This window comes from Variovorax palleresanus (genome assembly GCF_051144945.1).
GTDB classification, from domain to species: Bacteria; Pseudomonadota; Gammaproteobacteria; order Burkholderiales; family Burkholderiaceae_C; genus Variovorax; species Variovorax paradoxus_S.
In genome coordinates, this window is the sequence record NZ_JBJNVP010000002.1 from 3,759,193 (window position 1) to 3,785,327 (window position 26,135).

Consider the following 26,135-nt stretch of genomic DNA (forward strand, 5'->3'; position numbering starts at 1 on the left):
GGGGGCTCGCACCGCAGCCCGTCAGGGCGAAGGTGCTCCGATGAGCGCAACGGCCGTGGTGCCCGCTCGCGTTCCCGCCGCTGCCTTCGCGGTGGTGCTGGGCGGCGTCAGCGCAGCGCTGCACCTGGGCAAGCTGCCGCCCGCTGTGCCGGCGCTTCAGGCTTCGCTCGGCATCGGTCTTGTCGAGGCGGGTTTTCTGCTCTCGCTGGTGCAGGTGGCGAGCATGACGCTGGGGCTCGCGGCCGGGCTGGCAGCCGACACCATCGGCTTGCGCCGCAGCATGCTGACGGGGCTCCTGGTGCTGACGGCGGCCAGCCTGCTCGGCGGCGGCGTGGGCGCCGGCCTTTTCGGCAGCGCGCATGCGGTGCAATGGCTGCTGCTCTTGCGTGCCGTCGAAGGCATCGGCTTTCTCCTGGCGGTCATGCCGGGGCCGGGGCTGATCCGCGCATTGACTCCGGCGGGCGCCGACAAGGCAGCGCTGGGCGTGTGGGGCGCATACATGCCGCTGGGCGTGGCGCTCGCGCTGCTGCTGGGGCCGGCCTTGATCGCCTGGGGCGGATGGGGCGACTGGTGGTGGGCGCTGTCCGCCGTTTCGGCCGCCGCGGCGCTCTGGCTCTGGTCGGCCGTGCCGGCGGACGGGCTTCGTTCCGTTGCGGCAGGCAGCGGCATGCCGGGCGGCTGGTCGTCGCGCCTGCGCGCCACCGTCGGCGCCCGCGCACCCTGGATGGTCGCGTCGAGCTTCGCGGTGTATTCGGCGCAATGGATGGCCGTGATCGGCTTCCTGCCAGCCATCTATGCCGGCGCCGGCGTGCCGGCCGGCTGGAACGCGGTACTCACTGCCATCGCGGCCGCGATGAACATCGTCGGCAACCTGGCGGGCGGACGCTGGCTTCAGCGCGGCATTGCGCCAGAGCGCCTGCTGCAATGGGGCTTCCTGGCGATGGCGCTGGGCGGCGTGGCCGCCTTCGCGCAGGTGGGGCAGGGGGCCGACGCAATCGGCCTGCCGCCAGCGCTGCGCTATGCCGCGGTCTGCGCTTTTTCGCTGGGCGGGGGCATGGTGCCCGCCACCCTGTTCCTGCTCGGAGTTCGCCTGGCGCCGGGGCCCACCACCGTTTCCACGACGGTCGGGCTCATGCAGCAGGCCTCTTCGCTGGGGCAATTCCTGGCGCCACCTGCGGTCGCGTGGGTGGCTCACCGTGTCGGCGGTTGGCACTGGACGTGGGCGGCCACGCTGGCATGCTCGCTGGCCGGCATGGCCATTGCGCGGCGCCTGGGGCGAATACGCCTGGCGGCGGAGGTGGCATGAGCGGCGCGGCGACAATCGACGCCATTCAGGCCGAAGCCGATACGCGGCGCTGGCTCGAGCGCGCGGTGATCGGGCTCAACCTGTGTCCGTTCGCGAAGGCGGTGCATGTGAAGGCGCAGATCCACTATGCCGTGTACCTGCCTGCCGACGACGCCGCGCTGAGCGACGCTTTGTTGGCAGAGGCCGATGAACTCGCCGCGCTCGATGCCTCCGTGCGCGACACCACCTTGCTGATAGCACCCAACACCTTGGCGGATTTTCTGGACTTCAACGATTTCACGGCGCGCGCCGAACGCAAGCTCGCCCGGGCGGGTTTCGACGGCGTGTTCCAGCTCGCGAGCTTTCATCCGCACTTTCAATTTGCGGGATCGCAGAGCGATGACATCACGAACGCAACCAACCGCGCGCCGTACCCCACGCTGCACCTGCTGCGCGAAGACAGCGTGAGCCGCGCGGTCGAGGCGTTTCCAGAGGCCGAAGCCATCTTCGAGCGCAACATCGAAACGCTCGAAGCATTGGGTCCGCATGGCTGGGCCGCGCTCGACGTGGGCCCAGGGAGCGCCCGATCATGATGAATGCACAAGCGACCAAGGCGGTGAAGACCGCCAAGGCCTCCAAGGCCGAAGCCGAGCTGGCGGAGGTTCTGCGTCCGGGGCAGTCCGTCGAGCTGCTCAAGGAGCTGCACATCCTCACGCGCGAGGGCCGTCTCAACCAGGATTCTCGGCGCAAGCTCAAGCAGGTCTACCACCTGTTCCAGTTCATCGAGCAATTGCTGCGCGAGCTGCCCGGTGGCGGAGCCGAGGCCACGCTGGCCGACCATGGCGCCGGCAAGTCGTACCTCGGCTTCATCATCTACGACCTGTTCTTCCGGGCGCGCCAGGGCGGCCATGTCTATGGCATCGAAACGCGAAGCGAACTGGTCGAGAAGTCGCGGGCATTGGCACGGCAACTCGGCTTCGATCGCATGTCGTTCCTGAACCTCACGGTGGCCGAATCGGCCCAGGCGAGCGAGCTGCCGGAGCGGATCGACGTGGTCACCGCGCTGCACGCCTGCGACACCGCGACCGACGACGCCATCGCCTTCGGGCTCGCGAAGAAGGCGCGCTGCATGGTGCTGGTGCCCTGCTGCCAGGCCGAGGTGGCGGCGTGCCTGCGCGAAACCAAGGCGCTAGCCCTGTCGCGAACGCCCTTGGCCGAACTCTGGCGCCATCCGCTGCACACGCGCGAGATAGGCAGCCAGCTCACCAACGTGCTGCGCTGCCTCTATCTCGAAGCCAATGGCTACAGCGTCACCGTCACCGAACTGGTGGGCTGGGAGCACAGCATGAAGAACGAACTGATCCTGGCGCGCCACACCGGGCAGCGCAAGGCCGCCGCCGCGACGCGGCTCGGCGAGCTGCTGTCGCAATTCGGACTCGATGCCTTGGGCGATACGCGGTTTCGCCTGTCCTGAAAACCCGCGAGAGCGCGCTCGTTCGATTGACGCCATGGCCCGCCTGCCCCGCCTCACGCTCGCCGACATGCCGCACCACGTGATCCAGCGCGGCAACAACCGCCAGGTGATCTTCGTCGACCGCGCGGACCACGAGCGGCTGCTCGGCCTGCTGGCGGACGCGGCCGCGCGCTTTGGCGTGGCACTGCACGCCTACGTGCTGATGGACAACCATTTCCATTTGCTGGCAACGCCCAGCACCACCACCGGGCTGCCGCAGTTCATGCAGGCGGTAGGGCGCAGCTATGTGCGCTACTTCAACGACCGCCACGGCCGCAGCGGCACCCTCTGGGAAGGGCGCTACAGATCGACGCTGATCCAGACCGACCGCTATCTGCTGACCTGCATGGCGTACATCGACCTCAACCCCGTGCGGGCCGGCCTGGTATCCGACGCGCGCGACTTTCCGTGGTCCAGCCACGGGCACTACGCGGGGCTGCGGCACGACAAGCTGCTGACACCGCACCCGCTGTACTGGGAACTCGGCAACACGCCCTTCGCGCGTGAAGCGGCGTATGCGGAGTTGGTGCGCGCCGGTGTGCGGCCTGCCGACCAAGGTGCCCTCACCGAGGCCACTTTGCGGGGATGGGCGGCTGGCGATGCAAATTTTCTCGCGTCGCTTCAAAAATCCACCGAGCGCCGGGTGGCCAAGACCAAGGCCGGGCGTCCGCCTTCCGCCTCCCGTTCCTGATTCGATTGGCGCCTGTTGGGCTGCAGTGGTCGGCCTTTTGCTATTTTTTTTGATATGTCCCTAATTTATTTCTGACAAGAAGACTCAGGATTTAATGGGAATCTGACCCCCAATAAAGTATTTGGCATTCTTTGTGCATCGCAATATCCTTCACATCCCTGCGAAAAACTGATGAAGGAGTGCGCCATGACGACGGCTGCCGAGATCGAACATCTCCAACAACACGGTCTGTATTCCGGTGCCGACGAGCACGATGCCTGCGGCGTCGGCTTCGTGGCGCACATCAAGGGCGAGAAGAGCCATGCCATCGTGCTGCAGGGCCTCAAGATCCTCGAAAACCTGGACCATCGCGGCGCAGTGGGCGCTGACAAGCTGATGGGCGACGGCGCGGGCATCCTGATCCAGCTGCCCGACCATCTGTACCGCGAAGAAATGGCCAAGCAGGGCGTCACGCTGCCGCCGCCCGGCGAATACGGCGTGGGCATGATCTTCCTGCCCAAGGAGCACGCGTCGCGCGAAGCCTGCGAACAAGAGATGGAACGCGCCATCAAGGCGGAAGGCCAGGTGCTGCTGGGCTGGCGCGACGTGCCGGTGAACCGCGACATGCCGATGTCGCCCACCGTGCGCGCCAAGGAGCCGCTGCTGCGCCAGGTGTTCATCGGCCGCGGCAACGACGTGATCGTTCAGGACGCGCTGGAGCGCAAGCTCTACGTGATCCGCAAGACCGCCAGCGCCAACATCCAGCGCCTGAAGCTCAAGCACAGCAAGGAATACTACGTTCCCAGCATGTCGAGCCGCACCGTGGTCTACAAGGGCCTGCTGCTCGCCGACCAGGTCGGCACCTACTACCTCGACCTGCAGGACAAGCGCTGCATCTCGGCCCTCGGCCTCGTGCACCAGCGCTTCTCGACCAACACTTTTCCCGAATGGCCGCTGGCGCACCCGTACCGCTATGTCGCCCACAACGGCGAAATCAACACGGTCAAGGGCAACTACAACTGGATGAAGGCACGCGAAGGCGTGATGTCCTCGCCCGTGCTGGGCGCCGACCTGCAGAAGCTCTACCCCATCAGCTTCGCCGGCCAGTCCGACACCGCCACCTTCGACAACTGCCTCGAGCTGTTGACGATGGCCGGCTACCCCATCAGCCAGGCCGTGATGATGATGATTCCCGAGCCCTGGGAACAGCACGCCACCATGGACCCGCGCCGGCGCGCGTTCTATGAGTACCACGCCGCCATGCTCGAGCCTTGGGACGGCCCGGCCTCCATCGTGTTCACCGACGGCCGCCAGATCGGCGCCACGCTCGACCGCAACGGCCTGCGTCCCTCGCGCTACTGCGTGACCGACGACGACCTGGTCATCATGGCGTCGGAATCGGGCGTGCTGCCCGTGCCCGAGCAGAAGATCGTGCGCAAGTGGCGCCTGCAGCCCGGCAAGATGTTCCTGATCGACCTGGAACAGGGCCGCATGATCGACGACGAGGAGGTCAAGGCCACCCTCGCGAACAGCAAGCCCTACAAGCAGTGGATCGAGAACCTGCGCATCAAGCTCGACAGCGTCAAGGCCGAGCCGGCCGCATCGACGATCAAGGCGCCCGTGAGCCAGGTGGCATTGCTCGACCGCCAGCAGGCTTTCGGCTACACGCAGGAAGACATCAAGTTCCTGATGAGCCCGATGGCGCAAGCCGGCGAAGAGGGCATCGGCTCCATGGGCAACGACAGCCCGCTGGCCGTGCTCTCGAACAAGAACAAGCCGCTCTACAACTACTTCAAGCAGTTGTTCGCGCAAGTGACCAACCCGCCGATCGATCCGATCCGCGAGGCCATCGTGATGTCGCTGGTGTCCTTCATCGGCCCCAAGCCCAACCTCCTGGACATCAACCAGGTCAACCCGCCGATGCGGCTCGAAGTGAGCCAGCCGATCCTCGACTTTGCCGACATGGCGAAGCTGCGCGACATCGGCAAGTACACCCAGGGCAAGTTCAAGAGCTATGCGCTCGACATCACCTACCCGCTCGCCTGGGGCGACGAAGGCGTCGAGGCCAAGCTGGCCTCGCTGTGCGCCGAAGCGGTGGATGCCATCAAGGGCGGCCACAACATCCTGATCGTGAGCGACCGCGGCGTGAGCCCGACGCAGGTCGCGATCCCCGCCGTGCTGGCGCTGTCGGCCGTGCACCAGTACCTGGTGCGTGAGGGCCTGCGCACCACGGCCGGCCTGGTGGTGGAAACCGGCTCGGCGCGCGAGGTGCATCACTTCGGCGTGCTGGCCGGCTACGGTGCCGAAGCCGTGCACCCCTACCTCGCGATGGAAACGCTGGCGGCCATGCATGCCGACCTGCCGGGCGACATGAGCGCGGAGAAGGCGGTCTACAACTACGTCAAGGCCATCGGCAAGGGTCTCTCGAAGATCATGTCGAAGATGGGTGTCAGCACCTACATGAGCTATTGCGGCGCCCAGCTGTTCGAAGCCATCGGCCTCAACACCGAGACGGTGAACAAGTACTTCACCGGCACCGCGAGCCGCGTCGAGGGCATCGGCGTGTTCGAGATTGCCGAGGAAGCCATCCGCATGCACAAGGCGGCATTCGGCGACGACCCGATTCTTTCCAACATGCTCGATGCCGGCGGCGAATACGCCTGGCGCACCCGCGGCGAAGAGCACATGTGGACGCCCGACGCCATCGCCAAGCTGCAGCACAGCACGCGCTCCAACAACTGGAACACGTACAAGGAATACGCGCAGCTCATCAACGACCAGAACCGCCGCCACCTCACGCTGCGCGGCCTGTTCGAGTTCAAGATCGATCCCGCCAAGGCCATCCCGGTCGACGAGGTCGAGTCCGCTGCCGAAATCGTCAAGCGCTTTGCCACCGGTGCGATGTCGCTCGGCTCGATCAGCACCGAGGCGCACGCCACGCTCGCCATTGCCATGAACCGCATCGGCGGCAAGAGCAACACGGGCGAGGGCGGCGAAGACCCGGCGCGCTACCGCAACGAGCTCAAGGGCATCCCGATCAAGCAGGGCGATACGCTCAAGAGCGTGATCGGCGCGGCCAACGTCGAGGTCGACCTGCCGCTCAAGGACGGCGACTCGTTGCGTTCGCGCATCAAGCAGGTGGCTTCGGGCCGCTTCGGCGTCACGGCCGAATACCTGCATTCGGCCGACCAGATCCAGATCAAGATGGCGCAAGGCGCCAAGCCCGGCGAAGGCGGCCAGCTGCCCGGCGGCAAGGTCACCGAATACATCGGCAAGCAGCGCTATGCGGTGCCGGGCGTGGGCCTGATCTCGCCGCCGCCGCACCACGACATCTATTCCATCGAAGACCTGGCGCAGCTGATCCATGACCTGAAGAACGCCGCGCCGCATGCCAGCATCAGCGTCAAGCTGGTGAGCGAAATCGGCGTGGGCACCATCGCGGCCGGCGTGGCCAAGTGCAAGAGCGACCACGTGGTGATCGCGGGCCATGACGGCGGCACGGGCGCATCGCCCTGGTCGTCGATCAAGCACGCGGGCAGCCCGTGGGAAATCGGCCTGGCCGAAACGCAGCAGACGCTGGTGCTCAACCGCCTGCGCAGCCGCATCCGCGTGCAGGCCGACGGCCAGATGAAGACCGGCCGCGACGTCGCCATCGGCGCGCTGCTGGGCGCGGACGAATTCGGCTTTGCCACCGCGCCGCTGGTGGTTGAAGGCTGCATCATGATGCGCAAGTGCCACCTCAACACCTGCCCGGTGGGCGTGGCCACGCAAGACCCGATCCTGCGCAAGAAGTTCTCGGGCAAGCCCGAGCACGTCGTCAACTACTTCTTCTTCGTGGCCGAAGAAGTGCGCCAGATCATGGCCCAGCTCGGCATCCGCAAGTTCGACGACCTGATCGGCCGCGCCGACCTGCTCGACATGCGCAAGGGCATCGAGCACTGGAAGGCTTCGGGCCTGGACTTCAGCCGCCTGTTCGCGCTGCCCATCGTGCCGGCCGACGTACCGCGCTACCACGTCGAGAACCAGGACCATGGTCTCGAGCGTGCGCTCGACGTCAAGCTCATCGAGAAGTCGCGCCCGGCGATCGAGCGCGGTGAGAAGGTGCAGTTCATCGAGGTGGCGCGCAACGTCAACCGCTCGGTGGGCGCCATGCTGTCGGGCGCGCTGACCAAGGTGCATCCGCAAGGCCTGCCCGACGACTCGATCCGCATCCAGCTCGAAGGCACGGGCGGCCAGTCGTTCGGCGCCTTCCTGGCGCGCGGCATCACGCTCTACCTGATCGGCGATGCCAACGACTACACCGGCAAGGGCCTCTCGGGCGGCCGCGTGGTGGTGCGCCCGAGCCTCGACTTCCGCGGAGAAGCGGCGCGCAACACCATCGTCGGCAATACGGCGCTTTACGGTGCGACCACCGGTGAAGCGTATCTTTGCGGCGTGGCCGGCGAACGCTTCGCGGTGCGCCTGTCGGGTGCCACGGCCGTCATCGAAGGCACCGGTGACCACGGCTGCGAATACATGACCGGCGGTACGGTCGCGGTGCTCGGCAAGACGGGACGCAACTTCGCGGCCGGCATGAGCGGCGGCGTGGCTTTCGTCTACGACGAAGACGGCCAGTTCGCCACGCGCTGCAATCTCTCGATGGTGTCGCTCGACAAGGTGCTGACCTCGGCCGAGCAGTTGGCAAGCGTGCACCGCAAGATCTGGCACGGCGGCGAAACCGACGAGGCCCAGCTCAAGAAGCTGCTCGAAGAGCATCACCGCTGGACCGGCAGCAAGCGCGCGCGCGAACTGCTCGACAACTGGGCCGTGTCGCGCACCAAGTTCGTCAAGGTGTTCCCGAACGAATACAAGCGCGCGCTCGCCGAGCTGCACGACCGCAAGGTCGAACTCACGAGCAGCGGCAACAACGCGCACGTGGGCCTTGAGCCGCACGCGCTGGCTCCCGCACCGCAGACGTCGCCGGCTTCGGTCTGAGCGCCCACGAGAACGCAGAGAGAAAAAGGACATCACGATGGGAAAGATCACCGGCTTCATGGAGCATGAGCGCGTCGAAGAGGGCTACAAGCCCGCCTCCGAGCGCGTCAAGCACTACAAGGAATTCGTTGTCGGCCTGACGGTCGAGCAGGCCGAGGTGCAGGGCGCACGCTGCATGGATTGCGGCACGCCGTTTTGCAACAGCGGCTGCCCGGTCAACAACATCATTCCGGACTTCAACGACCTCGTGTACCGCAACGACTGGCAGAACGCCTTCGCGGTGCTCGACTCGACCAACAACTTTCCGGAGTTCACCGGCCGCATCTGCCCCGCGCCCTGCGAAGCGGCCTGCGTGCTCAACGTGAACGACGACCCGGTCGGCATCAAGTCGCTGGAACACGCGATCATCGATCGCGCCTGGGACGAAGGCTGGGTGGCGCCTCGCGTTGCCAAGCACAAGACCGGCAAGAAGGTGGCCGTGGTGGGTTCGGGCCCGGCCGGCATGGCCGCGGCGCAGCAACTCGCGCGTGCCGGCCACGACGTGACGCTGTTCGAGAAGAACGACCGCATCGGCGGCCTGCTGCGCTACGGCATCCCCGACTTCAAGATGGAGAAGACGCACATCGACCGCCGCGTCGAGCAGATGAAGGCCGAAGGCGTGACCTTCCGCACCGGCGTGATCGTCGGCGCCGCGAAAGACCCGCTGGGCAAGGGCTCCAAGGTAACCAACCTCGCCAAGGAAACTGTCACGCCGGAACAACTGCAGAAAGAGTTCGACGCCGTGGTGCTCACGGGCGGTGCCGAGCAGTCGCGTGACCTGCCGGTGCTGGGCCGCGACCTCGACGGCATTCACTTTGCCATGGAGTTCCTGCCGCAGCAGAACCGCGTCAACGCGGGCGACAAGGTCAAGGGCCAACTGCGCGCCGACGGCAAGCACGTCATCGTCATCGGCGGCGGCGACACCGGCTCCGACTGCGTGGGCACCAGCAACCGCCATGGCGCAGCCAGCGTCACGCAGTTCGAACTGATGCCGCAGCCACCCGAGGAAGAAAACCGTCCGCTGACCTGGCCCTACTGGCCGATCAAGCTGCGCACCAGCTCCAGCCATGAAGAAGGCTGCGAGCGCGAGTTCGCCATCTCCACCAAGGAATTCATCGGCGAAAAGGGCAAGGTCACCGGCCTCAAGACCGTCCGCGTGGAGTGGAAGGACGGCAGGATGCAGGAAGTGGCCGGCAGCGAGCAGATCCTCAAGGCCGACCTCGTGCTGCTGGCCATGGGCTTCGTGAGCCCGGTGGCCAACGTGCTCGATGCCTTCGGTGTCGAGAAGGACGCACGTGGCAACGCCAAGGCCACGGTCGATTTCATCGGCGGCTACGTTACCAATGTGCCCAAGGTGTTTGCCGCTGGTGACATTCGCCGCGGCCAGTCGCTCGTCGTGTGGGCGATTCGCGAGGGGCGCCAGGCGGCGCGCTCCGTGGATGAATTCTTGATGGGTTTTAGCGACTTACCTCGCTGAATTTTGTTTCAGTTTGGCGGAGGCCCCCCACGGCCCCGCTATCATTCGCGGAAACCGCATGCCGGGATGCCTGAGAAGGCGCCCGGCTTTTTTATTGAGATGGACCCAGCCGCACTGCCACACCCTTTTGTAGAGTTTCGCGACGTTTCGTTCGGCTACGGCGCGCGCGCGATCCTCGACCGGGTGTCGTTCGCGGTCCCGCGCGGCAAGGTCACTGCGTTGATGGGCGCCTCGGGCGGCGGCAAGACCACCGTGCTGCGGCTCATTGGCGGGCAGCAGCGGGCGCAGCACGGCGAGGTTCTTTTCGACGGCCGCGATGTCGGCAAACTCGACGCCGCCGGCCTGTATCTGGCGCGGCGCCGCATGGGCATGCTGTTCCAGTTCGGTGCCTTGTTCACCGACATGAGCGTGTTCGACAACGTCGCCTTTCCGCTGCGCGAGCACACGCAGCTCTCGGAAGCGCTGGTGCGGGACATCGTGCTCATGAAGCTCGACGCGGTCGGTTTGCGCGGCGCGCGCGACCTGATGCCCAGCGAAGTTTCAGGCGGCATGGCGCGTCGCGTCGCCTTGGCACGCGCCATTGCGCTGGACCCCGACCTCGTCATGTATGACGAGCCGTTTGCCGGCCTGGACCCGATTTCCCTGGGCACGGCGGCACGGCTGATTCGCCAGTTGAACGACACGCTCGGGCTGACCAGCATCGTGGTGTCGCACGACCTCGAAGAAACCTTCCGCATTGCGGATCACGTGATCATCCTGGCCAACGGCGGCATCGCCGCGCAGGGCACGCCGAGCGAGGTGCGCGAAAGCGCCGATCCGCTGGTGCATCAGTTCGTGAACGCGCTGCCCGACGGGCCCGTGCATTTTCACTACCCGGTCGTCGGCATTGAAGAAGATTTCGGCAATGAAGGGGGGCGGACATGAGCGCAGCGCTGGGCCGCCCCGAGCAAGCGAAGGCCCCCTCGGGGGGCAGCGAGGACACGAAGTGCCGAGAGTGGGGGCAGATATGAGCTGGTTGAAGCCCGCTGATGCCGGATTTGCCGTGCGCAGCAAACTGGCCGACCTCGGTTATGGCGCCAAGCTTTTCCTGCGCCTCCTGGTACAGGGGGCACAAAGCTTGCGTCGCTTCGGGCTGGTACGCGACCAGATCCATTTCCTGGGCAACTACTCGCTCGCCATCATCGCGGTGTCCGGTCTTTTCGTCGGTTTCGTGCTGGGTCTGCAGATGTATTACGCGCTGCAGCGCTACGGTTCTTCCGAGGCTTTGGGCCTCTTGGTCGCCTTGAGCCTGGTGCGGGAACTCGGGCCGGTCGTGGCCGCCTTGCTCTTCACCGGGCGCGCGGGCACGTCCCTGACTGCGGAGATCGGACTCATGAAGGCCGGCGAGCAGCTCAGTGCCATGGAGATGATGGCGGTCGACCCGGTGCAGCGCATTCTGGCGCCGCGCTTCTGGGCCGGCGTCATCACCATGCCGCTGCTGGCGGCGGTGTTCAGCGCCGTCGGCATCATGGGCGGCTACGTGGTCGGCGTGCTGATGCTGGGTGTGGACCCGGGGGCGTTCTGGGGCCAGATGCAGGGCGGTGTCGACGTGTGGCGCGACGTGGGCAACGGCGTGATCAAGAGCATCGTGTTCGGTTTCACCGTGACCTTCATTGCGCTGCTGCAGGGCTACGTGGCACAGCCGACCCCCGAAGGCGTGTCGCGTGCCACCACGCGCACCGTGGTGATGGCGTCGCTTTCGGTGCTCGGCCTCGACTTCCTGTTGACCGCCATGATGTTCAGTATTTGAAGGAGCTCCGCTCCAATCGTTCTAGAGAGTGCAAACCATGCAACGTTCCAATAGCGACATCTGGGTCGGCCTGTTCGTCCTGATCGGCGGCGCGGCACTGCTGTTCCTCGCGCTGCAGTCGGCCAACCTGCTGAGCCTGAGCTTCCAGAAGACCTACAACGTCACCGCCCGCTTCGACAATATCGGCGGACTCAAGCCGCAAACCGCAGTCAAGAGCGCTGGCGTGGTGGTCGGACGTGTGGAATCCATCTCGTTTGACGACAAATCCTTTCAGGCCCGCGTGACGCTGGCTTTGCAAAACCGTTACAGTTTTCCCAAGGACAGCTCGCTCAAGATCTTGACCAGTGGTTTGCTCGGCGAGCAGTACATCGGGATCGAGCCGGGTGCCGAGGAGAAGAGTCTGCAAGCCGGCGACACCATCACCGCGACCCAATCGGCCGTGGTGCTGGAAAACCTGATCAGCCAGTTCCTCTATAGCAAGGCCGCCGAAGGAAGCAATACGCCTTCGACGCCGGGAACAGCCAACAAGAAATGAAAACCAGTCTTTTTTCGTCCATTGCTATCAAGAAGGTAGCAAACTCCGCCCGCGTGGTGGGCGCTGTAGCAACTTTTGTGCTGCTTGCAGGCTGCGCGAGCGGCCCCCACGCCAATCCGGCCGATCCGTTCGAGCCGTTCAATCGCGGCGTCACCCGCTTCAACGACACGGTCGACGACGCGGTGCTGGTGCCCGTGGCCACGGCCTACACGCGCGTGCTACCTTCCATGGTGCGCACCGGCGTGAGCAACTTCTTCGGCAACCTGGGCGACGTCTGGAGCTTTGCCAACAGCGTGGCCCAGCTCAAGCTGCAGAACAGTGCCGAGACCTTCATGCGGGTCAACGTGAACACCTTCTTCGGGCTGGGCGGCCTGCTCGACGTGGCCACCGAAGCCGGCATCGATCGCCATGAGGAAGATTTCGGCCAGACGCTCGGCCGCTGGGGCGTGGGTGCCGGCCCGTACGTCGTGCTGCCTGTTTTTGGCCCCTCGACCCTGCGCGACACCGCGGCATTGCCGGTCGACCGTGCCGGCGGCATCGTCTCGAACATGAACGACGTGGCCTGGCGCAATTCGCTGTCGTTCCTGGAAGCTGTCGATACACGCGCAAAGTACCTGCGCGCCGGCCGCCTGCTCGACGACGCGGCACTCGACAAATACACCTTCACGCGCGACGCTTTCCTGCAACACCGCCGCAACGACGTCTACGACGGCAATCCGCCCGACGACGAAGGCGGCAAGTAAGGGGCCGGGGTGATGGCGGCCGGTAGAAAAGCTTTTGCTTGCATCCGGTTTCAAGGCTTCACCTGTGCTTCAGGAACCCGGTCGGCGTGGAACCCGTCGAACACGTTCTTTCCAGGAGCCGCGTCGATCTATCGCGTGTCTCCTGCCGATTTCAAAAATTTAAGGGAATTGCCATGAACAACAATATCTTGCAACGACGCGGCTTTGGCCGCCTGGTACTGGCCAGCGCACTCCTTTTCGGCGCTGCCACCGCTTTCGTGCGCCCGGCCCTCGCGGCCGACGAAGCGCCTGACGCGCTGGTGAAGCGCCTGTCGACCGACGTGCTCGAAACCATCAAGGCCGACACCTCCATCAAGTCGGGCGACGTCAGCAAGATCATGGTGCTGGTCGACAGCAAGATCATGCCCAACGTCAACTTCCAGCGCATGACGGCTTCCGCCGTGGGCCCGGCATGGCGCCAGGCCACGCCGGAGCAGCAAAAGAGGCTGCAGGAAGAATTCAAGACCCTGCTGGTTCGTACCTATGCGGGCGCGCTCGACCAGGTGAGCGACCAGACCGTCACGGTTCGTCCGTTCCGCGGTTCGCCGGAAGACACCGAAGTGCTGGTGCGCACCGAGGTCAAGGGCCGCGGCGACCCGGTCCAGCTCGACTACCGCCTCGAGAAGACGCCCGGCCAGGGCGGCGGCTGGAAGGTCTACAACCTCAATGTCCTGGGCGTCTGGCTGGTCGACACTTACCGCACGCAGTTCGCGCAGGAAATCAACGCCCGCGGCATCGACGGGCTGATTGCCGCGCTGGCCGCGCGCAACAAGGGCAACAACGGCAAGAGCTGACGCCATGCTGGTGCTGCCGACCAAACTCACCCACGACGATGCCCCGGCCTGCATGCGCATGCTGCAGCAGGGGTTGAAGGGACAGACCGACACCTCCACCGTCGTGGACGCCAGCGCCCTGACGCAGTTCGATTCCTCGGCGCTGGCGGTGTTGCTGGAGTGCCGGCGTGAATCGAGCGCGCTTGGCCGCGGCTTTGCCGTGAAGGGGCTTTCCCCCCGGCTGCGCGAGCTTGCTGCCCTGTACGGCATCGCCGGCCTCCTGCCGGCCGCACCCTGAGGGCGGGTGGCCCCGGCGGGCGCCGCGTCAGGGCATCCCGGCGCCGCCCAGCGGCTTGTAACGCAGGCCCGTAAAATCGCCGGCTCTCATGCCCGCGATCTCATTCCAATCGGTCTCCAAGACCTACCCTCCCTCCAGACAGCAACGGGCCCAAGGCAAGCAGGGCCTGCGCGCCGTCGACGAGGTCAGCTTCCAGATCGAGCCGGGCGAGTTCTTCGGCTTGCTCGGCCCCAATGGCGCGGGCAAGACCACGCTCATCAGCATGCTGGCCGGCCTGTCCCGTCCTACGGCCGGCGCGATCAGCGTCCACGGCTTCGACGTGCAGCGCGACTATGCCGAGGCCCGGCGCCAGCTCGGCATCGTGCCGCAGGAGCTGGTGTTCGACCCCTTCTTCAATGTGCGCGAATCGCTGCGCATCCAGTCGGGCTACTTCGGCATCAAGAACAACGAGCCCTGGATCGACGAGCTGCTGCAAAGCCTCGGCCTGGCCGACAAGGCCACGGCCAACATGCGCCAGCTGTCGGGGGGCATGAAGCGCCGCGTGCTCGTGGCGCAGGCGCTGGTCCACAAGCCGCCGGTCATCGTGCTCGACGAGCCGACCGCCGGGGTCGACGTCGAACTTCGCCAGACGCTCTGGCAGTTCGTCGCCAGGCTCAACAAAGAGGGCAGCACCGTGCTACTCACCACGCACTACCTCGAGGAAGCCGAGGCGCTGTGCAGCCGCATCGCGATGCTCAAGCAGGGCCGCGTGATTGCGCTGGACCGCACCAGCGAACTGCTGAAATCGGCCACCAGCAACGTGCTGCGCTTCAAGACCGACGCCATGCTGCCGTGGGCCATTGCCCAGCATGCGCGAATTACCGGACGCATCGTGCAGCTGCCGGCGCAGAACGCCCATGAAGTCGAACAATTGCTGGCCGCGATCCGCGAAGCCGGCGTCGCGGTGGAAGACGTGGAAATGCGCAAGGCCGATCTGGAAGACGTGTTCATCGACCTGATGGCGGGCGAGCAGACGCCGTTGGAGGTCTCGCGATGATGGCGGTTACTGGTTGGCGCGCGCTGCTCTACAAGGAAACGCTGCGCTTCTGGAAGGTCGGCTTCCAGACCGTCGGTGCGCCGGTGCTCACCGCGCTGCTGTATTTGATGGTGTTCGGCCACGTGCTCGAAGACCACGTGAAGGTCTACGGTTCGGTCGGCTACACCGCCTTCCTCGTGCCGGGCCTGGTGATGATGAGCGTGCTGCAGAACGCCTTTGCCAACAGCTCTTCGTCGATCATCCAGAGCAAGATCATGGGCAATCTGGTGTTCGTGCTGCTCACGCCGCTGTCGCACTGGGGCTGGTTCTTCGCCTATGTGGGCTCGTCGGTCATTCGCGGGCTGGCCGTGGGGCTCGGCGTGTTCCTGGTCACCATGTTCTTTGCGATGCCGAGCTTCGTTGCACCGCTCTGGATCCTCGTGTTCGCGCTGCTGGGCTCCGCAATGCTGGGCACGCTGGGGCTCATCGCAGGCCTGTGGGCCGAGAAATTCGACCAGATGGCGGTGTTCCAGAACTTCCTGATCATGCCCATGACCTTTCTCTCGGGCGTTTTCTATTCGATCGGATCGCTCCCCCCGTTCTGGCAGGGCGTGAGCCACCTGAACCCGTTCTTCTACATGATCGACGGCTTTCGCTACGGCTTCTTTGGCGTGAGCGACGCCTCGCCCTGGCTCAGCCTGGGCATCGTCGGCGCCGCCTGGCTGGCCGTGAGCGCCATCGCCGTCCATTTGCTGAGAATCGGCTACAAAATCAGAGGCTGAAAGGCCCTTTCAAATCCCATGACCGCCGAAGAACTCCAGGCCTTGATCCAGTCCCACCTCCCGTGCGAGCACATCTCGCTGGAGGGTGACGGCCGACACTGGTACGCCACCATCGTCTCGGCCGAATTCGAGGGCAAGCGCGCCATTCAGCGCCACCAGCGGGTCTACGCCACCCTGGGTGCGAAAATGCATACCGACGAGGTGCATGCGCTCTCGATGAAAACCTACACCCCCGCCGAATGGGCGGCGATCGACAAGTAAGTAACTGGCGGCCGAAGCGGCCCTAAATTCGCTGGATTCCTGATGGACAAACTTCTGATTCGCGGCGGGCGCCGGCTTCGCGGCGAGGTACTCATTTCCGGCGCCAAGAATGCCGCGCTGCCTGAGCTGTGCGCCGCGCTGCTCACCGACCAGCCCGTGACGCTGCACAACGTCCCCCGCCTGCAGGACGTGTCGACCATGCTCAAGCTGGTGCGCAACATGGGCGTGACCGCCGAGCGCGACCACAACGGCACGGTGCAACTCAATGCGGGCGACCTCAGCAACCCCGAGGCGCCCTACGAGCTGGTGAAGACCATGCGCGCTTCGGTGCTGGCGCTGGGCCCGCTGCTGGCGCGCTTCGGCCATGCCAAGGTGTCGCTGCCGGGCGGCTGTGCCATCGGCTCGCGGCCGGTCGACCAGCACATCAAGGGCTTGCAGGCCATGGGTGCCGAGATCGCGGTCGAGCACGGCTACATGATCGCCAGCCTGCCGGCGGGCCGCACTCGCCTGAAGGGCGCGCGCATCCTGACCGACATGGTCACCGTCACCGGCACCGAGAACTTCCTGATGGCCGCCGCGCTGGCCGAGGGCGAGACGCTGCTCGAAAACGCCGCGCAGGAGCCCGAGATCGTCGACCTGGCCGAAATGCTGATCCGCATGGGCGCGAAGATCGAAGGCCACGGCACCAGCCACATCCGCGTGCAGGGCGTCGAAAAATTGCACGGCTGCGAGCACGCCGTGGTGGCCGACCGCATCGAGGCCGGCACTTTCCTTTGCGCCGTTGCGGCCACGGGCGGCGAGGTGTTCCTGCGCCACGCACGAGCCGACCACATGGACGCGGTGATCGACAAGCTGCGTGAAGCCGGCTGCACGGTGACGCCGGAAGAGGGCGGCGTGCGCATCAGCTCCAAGGCCCCGGCCTGCGAGCACCTCAAGGCGCAGAGCTTCAGCACCACCGAATACCCTGGCTTCCCGACCGACATGCAGGCCCAGTTCATGGCGCTGAACGTGATCGCGCGCGGGGCCTCCATGGTGACCGAAACCATCTTCGAGAACCGCTTCATGCACGTGAACGAGATGGTGCGCCTGGGTGCCACGATCCATGTCGAGGGCAAGGTGGCGATGGTCGAGGGTGTCCAGCAGCTGTCGGGCGCCACCGTGATGGCCACCGACCTGCGCGCCTCCGCCAGCCTCGTCATTGCCGGGCTCGTGGCCGACGGCGAGACGCTGGTCGACCGCATCTACCACCTGGATCGCGGCTACGACCGCATGGAAGCCAAGCTGCGCGGCCTGGGCGCCGACATCGAACGGGTTTCGGGAACCGCCGCATGATCACATTGGCATCACAGGAGTCGCAATCGTGATCACGCTTGCTCTGTCCAAAGGCCGCATCTTCGAAGAGACGATGCCCCTGCTGGCCGCGGCCGGCATCGAGGTCACCGAAGACCCCGAAAAATCGCGCAAGCTGATTCTCGCGACCACGCGGCCCGACGTGCGCGTGGTGCTGGTGCGCGCCTCCGACGTGCCCACCTATGTGCAGTATGGCGGCGCCGACCTCGGCGTGACCGGCTCCGACGTGCTGCTCGAGCACGGCAACCAGGGCCTGTACCAGCCGCTCGACCTGCGCATTGCGGCCTGCCGCCTCAGCGTGGCCGTGCGCGCCGACTACGACTACGCGTCGGCCGTGAAGCAGGGCTCGCGCCTCCGGGTCGCGACCAAGTACGTGGGCCTGGCGCGTGAATTTTTCGCGAGCAAGGGCGTGCACGTCGACCTGATCAAGCTCTACGGCAGCATGGAGCTCGCGCCGCTTACCGGCCTTGCCGATGCCATCGTCGACCTGGTCTCGACCGGCAACACGCTCAGGGCCAACCATCTGGTCGAGGTCGAACGCATCATGGACATCAGCGCCCGTCTGGTCGTCAACCAGGCCGCGCTCAAGCTCAAGCGCGAGCCGATCCGCCGCATCATCGACGCCTTCGCCTCCGCCATTCCCGCGGCAGCCACGCCCTGAGTTCTTCACCGCAGCGCCATGACACTGAAAGCAGCACCCATCCGCCTCTCCACGGCTTCAGCCGGCTTCGACGCTGAATTCAAGGCGCGGCTGCATTGGTCCGCTGATGCGGATGCGGCCATCGAGAAGGTGGTGGCCGACATCCTGGCCGATGTGCAGAAGCGCGGCGACGATGCGGTGCTGGAGTACACCAACCGCTTCGACAAGCTCGATGCGAAGACACTGCCGGAACTGGAGCTGACGCAGGCCGAACTCAAGGCCGCGTTCGATTCGCTGCCTGCCGCGCAGCGCGATGCGCTCGAATCTGCGGCCCGCCGTGTGCGCAGCTATCACGAAGCCCAGAAGAAGGCGAGCGGCGAGAGCTGGAGCTACCGCGATGCCGACGGCACGCTGCTCGGCCAGAAGGTCACGCCGCTCGATCGTGTCGGCATCTACGTGCCGGGCGGCAAGGCGGCCTATCCGTCGAGCGTGCTGATGAACGCGATCCCGGCGCACGTCGCGGGCGTCGGCGAGATCGTCATGGTCGTGCCCACGCCCAAAGGGGAAAAGAACCCGCTCGTGCTCGCAGCCGCCTACGTGGCCGGCGTCACCCGCGCCTTCACCATCGGCGGCGCGCAGGCCGTGGCCGCACTGGCCTACGGCACCGCCACCGTCCCGGCAGTGGACAAGATCACAGGCCCCGGCAACGCCTACGTCGCCGCCGCCAAGCGCCGCGTGTTCGGCACCGTGGGCATCGACATGATCGCGGGCCCGAGCGAAATCCTCGTCCTGGCCGATGGCACCACGCCGCCCGATTGGGTGGCGATGGACCTGTTCAGCCAGGCCGAGCACGACGAGCTCGCGCAGAGCATCCTGCTGTGCCCCGACGCGGCCTATATCGATCGCGTGCAGGCCGAAATCGATCGCCTGCTGCCCACCATGCCGCGCGCCGAAATCATCGCGGCCTCGCTCAATGGCCGTGGCGCGTTGATCCACACGAAGAGCATGGAAGAGGCCTGCGAGATCAGCAACCGCATCGCGCCTGAGCACCTCGAAGTGAGCAGCAGTGAGCCGCAGCGTTGGGAGCCCTTGCTGCGCCATGCCGGCGCGATCTTTCTTGGTGCCTTTACCAGCGAAAGCCTTGGCGATTACTGCGCTGGGCCGAATCACGTGCTGCCGACCAGCGGCACGGCGCGCTTCTCGAGCCCGCTGGGCGTCTACGATTTCCAGAAGCGTTCGAGCCTGATCGAAGTGAGCGAAGCCGGCGCACAGGTACTAGGCCCCATCGCGGTGACGCTTGCCGAAGGCGAGGGCCTGCAGGCGCACGCCGAAGCCGCGCGAATGCGCTTGCATAAGATCTGAGACTTTACAAAAACCGCTTCGGGGAGGAGCCAGCCAGATGATTCACCGTCTATACAGCAGGTCGCGTTTTTTCAGATTCGCCGCAGGCCTCGTTGCAGGCGCAGCCTTGCTCGCCGCTTGCAGCCAGATGCCGCAGGCGCCGCGCAACGAGTCGGCCGCCTTGTCCGCAACGCCCAGCGTCGCCGCCGCCGCCGCCGCGCCCGCACCGGCACAGCTCGGCACCCAGTGGGGCGAGGGCATCGAGTCGAAGACCCGCGCGGTCAGCGCCAAGCGGCTGTCCGCGCAGCCTGACGAAGTGGCCTCGCTGGGCTACAACGACGCGGCCAGCGTGCGTCGCGACGCGGGCCACAATCCCGAGCGCCGGCTCAACCTGCTGCTGGCCCAGGGCGATGTCGAATGGTCGGTGCTCGACGAGACCGACCGCCCCCTGCCGATGCAGCGCGCGCGCCGCAGCGCCGACATGTTCCGCCTCGCCGGCATCGAAGGCGCGCGCTACACGCTGCGCTTTCGCAATCTCAGCGACCGAAGCTACGAAGTGATCGCCACGGTCGACGGCCTCGACGTGCTGAATGGCAAGCCCGGCAGCCTGCGCAATGGCGGCTATGTGTTGCGTCCGCAGCAGGTGCTCGACATCGAAGGCTTCCGCAAGAGCCAGAGCGAGGTCGCTGCCTTCCGCTTCGCCGCACCGGGCCGTGCCTATGCGGCGAACACCGAAGCCGGCGACGTGCGCAACATCGGCGTGATCGGCGCCGCATTGTTCGAGCTCGAGCAGCCCGAGGCGCCACGCCGCCCGCGCCGCGACGCCACGCCGCCGCAGCCCAGCGCCTTTCCGGCCGACGCCTCGTACGCGCCGCCGCCGCGCTATCGCAAGTGACGCCATGAGCCGTGCTGCCGTCCTGCTGCTGCTGCCGCGCCTGCCGGTGCTGTTGTTCGCACTGGCGGCCGGTGCCGGTGCGCAGGCGATGAGCATCCGCGAACTGCGGCTGCTCGAAGCCAACGAGAAGGACGGCAAGGCGTACGCGAGCTACTACCTCGTCGGCGTGCTCGAGGGCTTGCGCGAAGGCGTGGAAGCATCGCAGCGCAACGGCCAGAAGCCGATCTTCTGCGTCGAAGGCCGCCGCATCGAGCCATCGATGGCGCGCTCCCTTTATCAAACCGAGCTGACGCGCAACGCCGACAGCTATGAAGCCGACATGCCCGTGCAACTGGTCATGTCCGGCGCCCTTAAAAACAGCTTCCGCTGCACCCGATGACAACTTCTTCCACCGTCCGCCCGATCGATCGCATCCGCTCCGATGTGCAGTCCATGCATGCCTATGCGGTGCAGGACGCACGCGGCTTCGTCAAGCTCGACGCCATGGAGAACCCGTTCGGCCTGCCGCCCGCGTTGCAGGCCGAGCTGGGCGCCCGGCTCGGCGCGCTGGCGCTCAACCGCTATCCCGGTGAGCGGGGCAGCGATCTGAAGCGCGCACTGGCCGCGCACGCGCACATGCCCGAAGGCTTTGCGCTGATGCTGGGCAACGGCTCCGACGAGCTCATCTCGCTCCTGGCCATTGCCTGCGACGTGCCCGGCGCCACGGTTCTTGCGCCCGTGCCCGGTTTCGTGATGTACGCCATGAGCGCCAAGCTGCAGGGCCTGCGCTTCGTTGGCGTGCCGCTCACGGCCGACTTTGAACTCGACGAAGCCGCCATGCTCGCCGCCATCGCGCGGGAGAAGCCGGCCATCGTGTATCTGGCCTATCCGAACAATCCCACCGCCAACCTCTGGGACGACGCCGCGGTCGAAAAGATCGTGCAGGCCCAGGGCGAGCAGGGCGGCCTGGTGGTGATCGACGAGGCCTACCAGCCCTTCGCCGCCAAGAGCTATATCGACCGCATCGCACGGCACGGCCATGTGCTCCTGATGCGCACGCTCAGCAAGTTGGGCCTGGCCGGCATCCGCCTTGGCTACCTCATGGGCCCGGCCGCGCTGATCGCCGAGATCGACAAGGTCCGCCCGCCCTACAACGTCAGCGTGCTCAACTGCGAATGCGCGCTCTTCGCGCTCGAGCACGCCGAGGTGTTCGAAGCCCAGGCGAGGCAGATCCGCGAGGAGCGCCATCGCCTCATGATGGGACTGGGCCGCCTTTCGGGCGTCAAGGTGTGGCCGAGCGACGCCAACATGATCCTCGTGCGCGTTCCGGATGCCGCCAAGACCTTCGAGGGCATGAAGGCCCGCGGCATACTGGTGAAGAACGTTTCTAAAATGCACGAACTGCTGGCAAATTGCCTGCGCCTCACCGTCGGAACGGCCGACGAGAATGCGCGGATGTTCGCGGCACTCGAAGCCTCACTATGACCACCCCCCAAACAGCCGACACGGGCACCGCTGCGCGCACCGCATCGGTCACGCGCAACACCGCCGAAACGAAGATCACCGTCAGCGTCAACCTCGACGGCACGGGCCGCGCCAGGCTCTCCACCGGCATCGGCTTTTTCGACCACATGCTCGACCAGATCGCCCGCCACGGGCTGATCGATCTCGAGATCGATTGCCAGGGCGACCTGCACATCGACGGCCACCACACCGTGGAAGACGTGGGCATCACTCTCGGCCAGGCGGTTGCCAAGGCCGTGGGCGACAAGAAGGGCATCTGCCGCTACGGGCATGCCTACGTGCCGCTCGACGAGGCGCTGAGCCGCGTCGTCATCGATTTCTCGGGCCGCCCGGGCCTGGAGATGCACGTGCCTTTCACGAGCGGCATGATCGGCACCTTCGACAGCCAGCTCACCTACGAATTCTTCCAGGGCTTTGCCAACCACGCATTCGTCACGCTGCACATCGACAACCTCAAGGGCGTCAATGCGCACCACCAGTGCGAAACGGTGTTCAAGGCTTTTGCACGCGCGCTGCGCGGCGCGCTCGAACTCGACCCACGCTCCGTGGGCGTCATTCCCTCGACCAAGGGTTCGCTCTGAATTCCTCCAGCGAACAGCTATGAAATCTGTAGCAAATACCGTCGCGGTCGTCGACTACGGCATGGGCAATCTCCGCTCCGTTTCGCAGGCGGTGCAGCACGCGGCCGACCAGGTGGGCGTGCAGGTCTTCGTCACGTCGGACCCAGAGGTGGTGCGCAAGGCCACGCGCGTGGTGCTGCCGGGGCAGGGCGCCATGCCTGACTGCATGCGCGAACTGCGCGACTCCGGCTTGCAGGAGTCGGTTCTCGAGGCCGCGGCGAACAAGCCGCTCTTCGGCGTGTGCGTTGGCATGCAGATGCTGCTCTCCCGCAGCGACGAGGGCCCCACCGACGGCCTGGGCCTCATTCCGGGCGAGGTCGTCAAGTTCGAACTGGCCGGCCGGCTGCAGCCCGATGGCAGCCGCTTCAAGGTGCCCCAGATGGGCTGGAACCAGGTGCGCCAGGCCCAGCCGCATGCCGTGTGGGCGGGCGTGCCGGACATGAGCTATTTCTATTTCGTTCACAGCTTCTATGCGCGGCCGGCCGACGCCCGGCACAGTGTGGGCGAGGCAGATTACGGTGCGCGCTTTACCGCAGCCATCGCACGCGATAACATTTTTGCCACCCAGTTCCACCCGGAGAAGAGTGCGGACCATGGGTTGCAGCTCTACCGAAATTTCCTCCACTGGAATCCCTGAACTTATATTCCCGCCCGGGCCGACCCTTCCTCAGCCCGGATTCCGCACACTCGCGTCACTTCCATGCTCCTCATTCCCGCCATTGATCTCAAAGACGGCCACTGCGTTCGCCTCAAACAGGGCGACATGGACCAGTCCACCATCTTCAGCGAAGACCCCGCCGCCATGGCCCGCAAGTGGGTCGAGGCGGGGGCGCGGCGGCTCCATCTGGTCGATCTGAATGGCGCGTTCGCCGGCAAGCCGCAGAACCACGCGGCCATCAAGGCAATATTGCGCGAGGTGGGCGACGACATTCCGGTGCAGCTGGGCGGCGGCATCCGCGACCTCGACACCATCGAGCGCTACATTGACGACGGCCTGCGCTACGTGATCATCGGCACTGCCGCGGTCAAGAATCCCGGCTTCCTGAAAGACGCCTGCGTGGCCTTCGGCGGCCACATCATCGTGGGCCTCGACGCCAGGGACGGCAAGGTGGCCACCGACGGCTGGAGCAAGCTCACGGGCCACGAAGTGGCCGACCTGGGCAAGAAGTTCGAGGACTACGGCGTCGAATCGATCATCTACACCGACATCGGCCGCGACGGCATGCTGTCGGGCATCAACATCGATGCCACCGTCAAGCTCGCGCAGGCGCTGACCATTCCGGTCATCGCCTCGGGCGGCCTGTCGAACATGGCCGACATCGACCAGCTTTGCGCCGTCGAGCCCGAAGGCGTCGAAGGCGTGATCTGCGGCCGCGCCATCTATTCGGGCGACCTCGATTTCGCCGCCGCGCAGGCCCGCGCCGACGAACTCGCCGGCGCCTGACGCCTTCCCACAGCAGCAGCGCGTGCTTTCCGCGCTCGCCATTGCCAATTACCGCTCGCTGCGCCAGCTGACGGTGCCGCTCGGTCGGCTCACGGTGGTGACCGGGCCCAACGGCAGCGGCAAATCCAGCGTCTACCGCGCGATGCGCCTGTTGGCCGATATCGCCAATGGTGGCGTGATCCGCTCACTGGTGCGCGAGGGCGGGCTTTCCTCCACCCTCTGGGCCGGGCCCGAGCGCTTTTCAGCCGCCATGCTGCGCGGCGAGGTGCCGGTGCAGGGGACGAGACGCAACGACCCCGTCGCCCTGAAGCTTGGGTTCGCCAGCAGCGAATCCGACGAATTCGGCTACGCCATCGACATCGGCTTGCCCCCGCCGCCCCCGCCTCCGCCGCCCACTCCCACAGCTTTCTCGCACGATCCCGAGATCAAGCGCGAGGTGATCTGGAGCGGCCCGGTGCTGCGGCCTGCCGCGCAGCTGGTCGACCGCAGGGGCGCGGCGCTTCGTCTGCGCGAAGGCAAGAGCTGGCAGGCCGTCGGCCGCCCCATCCCCGCCTTCGCCAGCATGATGACCGAGTACGCCGATCCGCACACCGCGCCCGAGATGCTCACGCTGCGCGAACAGATGCGCTCCTGGCGCTTCTACGACCACTTCCGCTCCGACGCCGATGCGCCCGCGCGCCAGCCGCAGCTCGGCACCTACACGCCAGTGCTCGCCAACGACGGCGCCGACCTTGCCGCCGCACTGCAGACCATTCGAGAGATCGGCGACGGCGAGGCGCTCGATCGTGCCGTGGACGATGCCTTTCCGGGCGCCCGCATCGAAGTGTGCGTGGCCGAAGCCCGGTTCGAGACGCTGATGCACCAGCACGGCCTGCTGCGCCCGCTGACGGCCGCAGAGCTTTCGGATGGCACGCTGCGCTACCTGCTCTGGATTGCCGCGCTGCTGACGCCGCGACCGCCTGCGCTGCTGGTTCTCAACGAACCCGAGACCAGCCTGCACCCGGACCTGCTGCCTGCGCTCGGCCGCCTCATCGCCCGAGCTGCACGCGAATCGCAGGTGATCGTGGTGTCGCATGCCGCGCGCTTGATCGCCGCGTTGGACGACAGCGAAGGCCTGCGACAAGTGGTGCTTGAAAAGCAGTTCGGCGAGACCCGCATCGCGAATCTGGACATGGGCGAAATCCCGCGCTGGGAGTGGCCAACGCGGTAGCGGGAAAGCGAAGGCCTACTCGGCCTTCACCGCCATCGTCTGGATGATCGCTTCCAGCTGCGCGCTCATCGGCAGGTTGATGCTCTCTCCGGTGGGCAGCTTGCGCAGGAACCAGCGCTTGTACTGGCGCTCGACCTCGCCGTCCTCGGCCAGCACCTGGAAGGTGTCGTTGATCACCTTGCGAAGCTGTGCATCCCCCTTGCGGTACATGATCCCGTAGGGGTCGTAGGAGAGATAGTCGCCGACCACTTCGTACTCCGCCTTGGCGGCGTCCCGCGCGATCAGGCCGTAGAGCAGCACGTCGTCGGTGGCGAAGGCGTCGGCCTGGCCGCTCTTCACGAGCCCGAAGGAATCAGCGTGGTCGCGCGCCACCAGCAGGTTGATGCCGAGCTTGAACTTCTGCGAAAGCTCGCGCAGCGTCTTCTCGTTGGTGGTGCCGGCGGTCACCGCCACCCGCTTGCCGGCCAGGTCGCGGAACGACTTGATCGGCGAACCCTTCTTCACCAGCACCTTGGTGCCCGAGACGAAGATCGTGGGCGAAAAACTCACGCGCTTCTGCCGCTCGAGATTGTTGGTGGTCGAGCCGCATTCGAGATCGACCGCGCCGCTCTCGACCGCATCGATGCGCGAATCGGAAGTCACGGGTGCCCACTTGATCGTGAGGCTCTTGTTCACCGCGTCTTCGATGGCCGTGACCAGCGCGCGGCAAAGTTCGATCGAGTAGCCGATGGGTTCCTTGCGCGCGTTGAGAAAGGAAAACGGCACCGACGATTCGCGGTAGCCGATGGTGATGGCGCCGGTCTCCCGCACCTTGGCGAGGGTGCCGGTCAATGTCTCGGGGGCCTGCGGCTGTGCCAGCGCAGGCACAGCGGAAACCAGCGCAGCGGCTGCCAGCAGGCCGGCCAGGAAAACCGACAGCATGGCCTTGGGCTTCACGGT

26 protein-coding genes are annotated in these 26,135 nt (G+C 66.0%); 25 read left to right on the plus strand and 1 reads right to left on the minus strand.

Annotation, left to right across the window (positions count from 1 at the left end; all coding sequences use genetic code 11):
* Window positions 1–40: 40 nt before the first annotated feature.
* From ACJ7Z0_RS21435 to ACJ7Z0_RS21555, 25 genes are all read left to right on the plus strand, one after another.
* On the plus strand, window positions 41–1,306 hold the full coding sequence (locus ACJ7Z0_RS21435) for an MFS transporter (protein ID WP_434791452.1): 1,266 nt from the start codon (window positions 41–43) through the stop codon (window positions 1,304–1,306).
* Window positions 1,303–1,878 carry a DUF1415 domain-containing protein gene (locus ACJ7Z0_RS21440; protein ID WP_434791453.1) on the plus strand — a complete coding sequence of 192 codons (576 nt, stop codon included), beginning with the start codon at window positions 1,303–1,305 and terminating at the stop codon, window positions 1,876–1,878. Before ACJ7Z0_RS21435 ends, ACJ7Z0_RS21440 begins: the two co-directional genes overlap by 4 nt.
* Window positions 1,878–2,759 (plus strand): class I SAM-dependent methyltransferase, encoded by an 882-nt coding sequence (locus ACJ7Z0_RS21445; RefSeq protein ID WP_434792704.1) that lies wholly within the window; start codon window positions 1,878–1,880, stop codon window positions 2,757–2,759. Before ACJ7Z0_RS21440 ends, ACJ7Z0_RS21445 begins: the two co-directional genes overlap by 1 nt.
* Before the next feature lie 34 nt (window positions 2,760–2,793).
* The gene (locus tag ACJ7Z0_RS21450) at window positions 2,794–3,489 is read left to right on the plus strand and encodes a transposase (protein WP_434791454.1); all 696 of its coding nucleotides are present in this window, start codon (window positions 2,794–2,796) and stop codon (window positions 3,487–3,489) included.
* Window positions 3,490–3,675: 186 nt separating this feature from the next.
* The gene (locus ACJ7Z0_RS21455; protein WP_434791455.1) at window positions 3,676–8,442 is read left to right on the plus strand and encodes a glutamate synthase-related protein; all 4,767 of its coding nucleotides are present in this window, start codon (window positions 3,676–3,678) and stop codon (window positions 8,440–8,442) included.
* Between the two features lie 37 nt (window positions 8,443–8,479).
* Entirely contained in the window at window positions 8,480–9,958 is a 1,479-nt protein-coding gene (locus ACJ7Z0_RS21460; protein WP_434791456.1) for a glutamate synthase subunit beta, read from the plus strand.
* 66 nt (window positions 9,959–10,024) lie between these two features.
* Entirely contained in the window at window positions 10,025–10,882 is an 858-nt protein-coding gene (locus tag ACJ7Z0_RS21465; protein WP_434791457.1) for an ABC transporter ATP-binding protein, read from the plus strand.
* A gap of 82 nt (window positions 10,883–10,964) precedes the next feature.
* Window positions 10,965–11,747 (plus strand): lipid asymmetry maintenance ABC transporter permease subunit MlaE, encoded by a 783-nt coding sequence (gene mlaE / locus ACJ7Z0_RS21470; protein WP_434791458.1) that lies wholly within the window; start codon window positions 10,965–10,967, stop codon window positions 11,745–11,747.
* Window positions 11,748–11,784: 37 nt separating this feature from the next.
* Entirely contained in the window at window positions 11,785–12,282 is a 498-nt protein-coding gene (gene mlaD / locus ACJ7Z0_RS21475; protein WP_434791459.1) for an outer membrane lipid asymmetry maintenance protein MlaD, read from the plus strand.
* Window positions 12,279–13,025, plus strand: a complete 747-nt coding sequence (locus tag ACJ7Z0_RS21480; RefSeq protein WP_434791460.1) for an MlaA family lipoprotein — start codon at window positions 12,279–12,281, stop codon at window positions 13,023–13,025. The genes mlaD and ACJ7Z0_RS21480 overlap by 4 nt, the downstream gene beginning before the upstream one ends.
* Before the next feature lie 173 nt (window positions 13,026–13,198).
* Complete coding sequence (locus tag ACJ7Z0_RS21485) at window positions 13,199–13,858, plus strand: MlaC/ttg2D family ABC transporter substrate-binding protein (RefSeq protein ID WP_434791461.1); 660 nt, start codon at window positions 13,199–13,201, stop codon at window positions 13,856–13,858.
* Between the two features lie 4 nt (window positions 13,859–13,862).
* The gene (locus tag ACJ7Z0_RS21490) at window positions 13,863–14,135 is read left to right on the plus strand and encodes an STAS domain-containing protein (RefSeq protein WP_093019937.1); all 273 of its coding nucleotides are present in this window, start codon (window positions 13,863–13,865) and stop codon (window positions 14,133–14,135) included.
* 88 nt (window positions 14,136–14,223) lie between these two features.
* Window positions 14,224–15,171: an ABC transporter ATP-binding protein gene (locus ACJ7Z0_RS21495; RefSeq protein WP_434791462.1), complete on the plus strand. Its 948-nt coding sequence runs from the start codon at window positions 14,224–14,226 to the stop codon at window positions 15,169–15,171.
* Window positions 15,168–15,932, plus strand: coding sequence for an ABC transporter permease (locus ACJ7Z0_RS21500; RefSeq protein ID WP_431124263.1), 765 nt, complete (start codon window positions 15,168–15,170; stop codon window positions 15,930–15,932). The genes ACJ7Z0_RS21495 and ACJ7Z0_RS21500 overlap by 4 nt, the downstream gene beginning before the upstream one ends.
* Window positions 15,933–15,950: 18 nt before the next feature.
* Window positions 15,951–16,193: a BolA family protein gene (locus tag ACJ7Z0_RS21505; RefSeq protein WP_055803616.1), complete on the plus strand. Its 243-nt coding sequence runs from the start codon at window positions 15,951–15,953 to the stop codon at window positions 16,191–16,193.
* 42 nt (window positions 16,194–16,235) lie between these two features.
* Complete coding sequence (murA, locus tag ACJ7Z0_RS21510; protein ID WP_434791463.1) at window positions 16,236–17,525, plus strand: UDP-N-acetylglucosamine 1-carboxyvinyltransferase; 1,290 nt, start codon at window positions 16,236–16,238, stop codon at window positions 17,523–17,525.
* A gap of 28 nt (window positions 17,526–17,553) precedes the next feature.
* Window positions 17,554–18,204: an ATP phosphoribosyltransferase gene (gene hisG / locus ACJ7Z0_RS21515; protein WP_093019943.1), complete on the plus strand. Its 651-nt coding sequence runs from the start codon at window positions 17,554–17,556 to the stop codon at window positions 18,202–18,204.
* Window positions 18,205–18,222: 18 nt separating this feature from the next.
* Window positions 18,223–19,545 (plus strand): histidinol dehydrogenase, encoded by a 1,323-nt coding sequence (gene hisD / locus ACJ7Z0_RS21520; protein ID WP_434791464.1) that lies wholly within the window; start codon window positions 18,223–18,225, stop codon window positions 19,543–19,545.
* A 106-nt stretch (window positions 19,546–19,651) separates the two neighbouring features.
* Entirely contained in the window at window positions 19,652–20,419 is a 768-nt protein-coding gene (locus ACJ7Z0_RS21525) for a hypothetical protein (protein WP_434791465.1), read from the plus strand.
* 4 nt (window positions 20,420–20,423) lie between these two features.
* On the plus strand, window positions 20,424–20,798 hold the full coding sequence (locus ACJ7Z0_RS21530) for a hypothetical protein (protein WP_431124249.1): 375 nt from the start codon (window positions 20,424–20,426) through the stop codon (window positions 20,796–20,798).
* Complete coding sequence (gene hisC / locus ACJ7Z0_RS21535) at window positions 20,795–21,883, plus strand: histidinol-phosphate transaminase (protein WP_434791466.1); 1,089 nt, start codon at window positions 20,795–20,797, stop codon at window positions 21,881–21,883. Before ACJ7Z0_RS21530 ends, hisC begins: the two co-directional genes overlap by 4 nt.
* Window positions 21,880–22,503, plus strand: coding sequence for an imidazoleglycerol-phosphate dehydratase HisB (gene hisB / locus ACJ7Z0_RS21540; protein ID WP_434791467.1), 624 nt, complete (start codon window positions 21,880–21,882; stop codon window positions 22,501–22,503). Before hisC ends, hisB begins: the two co-directional genes overlap by 4 nt.
* A gap of 19 nt (window positions 22,504–22,522) precedes the next feature.
* Window positions 22,523–23,179 (plus strand): imidazole glycerol phosphate synthase subunit HisH, encoded by a 657-nt coding sequence (gene hisH, locus ACJ7Z0_RS21545; protein WP_431124240.1) that lies wholly within the window; start codon window positions 22,523–22,525, stop codon window positions 23,177–23,179.
* Window positions 23,180–23,242: 63 nt separating this feature from the next.
* Window positions 23,243–23,986, plus strand: coding sequence for a 1-(5-phosphoribosyl)-5-[(5-phosphoribosylamino)methylideneamino]imidazole-4-carboxamide isomerase (gene hisA / locus ACJ7Z0_RS21550; protein ID WP_431124237.1), 744 nt, complete (start codon window positions 23,243–23,245; stop codon window positions 23,984–23,986).
* Window positions 23,987–24,008: 22 nt separating this feature from the next.
* Window positions 24,009–25,196, plus strand: coding sequence for an AAA family ATPase (locus ACJ7Z0_RS21555; RefSeq protein ID WP_434791468.1), 1,188 nt, complete (start codon window positions 24,009–24,011; stop codon window positions 25,194–25,196).
* 15 nt (window positions 25,197–25,211) lie between these two features.
* Here ACJ7Z0_RS21555 and ACJ7Z0_RS21560 read toward each other — a convergent pair whose 3' ends face one another.
* Window positions 25,212–26,132 (minus strand): amino acid ABC transporter substrate-binding protein, encoded by a 921-nt coding sequence (locus ACJ7Z0_RS21560; protein WP_491851338.1) that lies wholly within the window; start codon window positions 26,130–26,132, stop codon window positions 25,212–25,214.
* Window positions 26,133–26,135 lie beyond the last annotated feature (3 nt).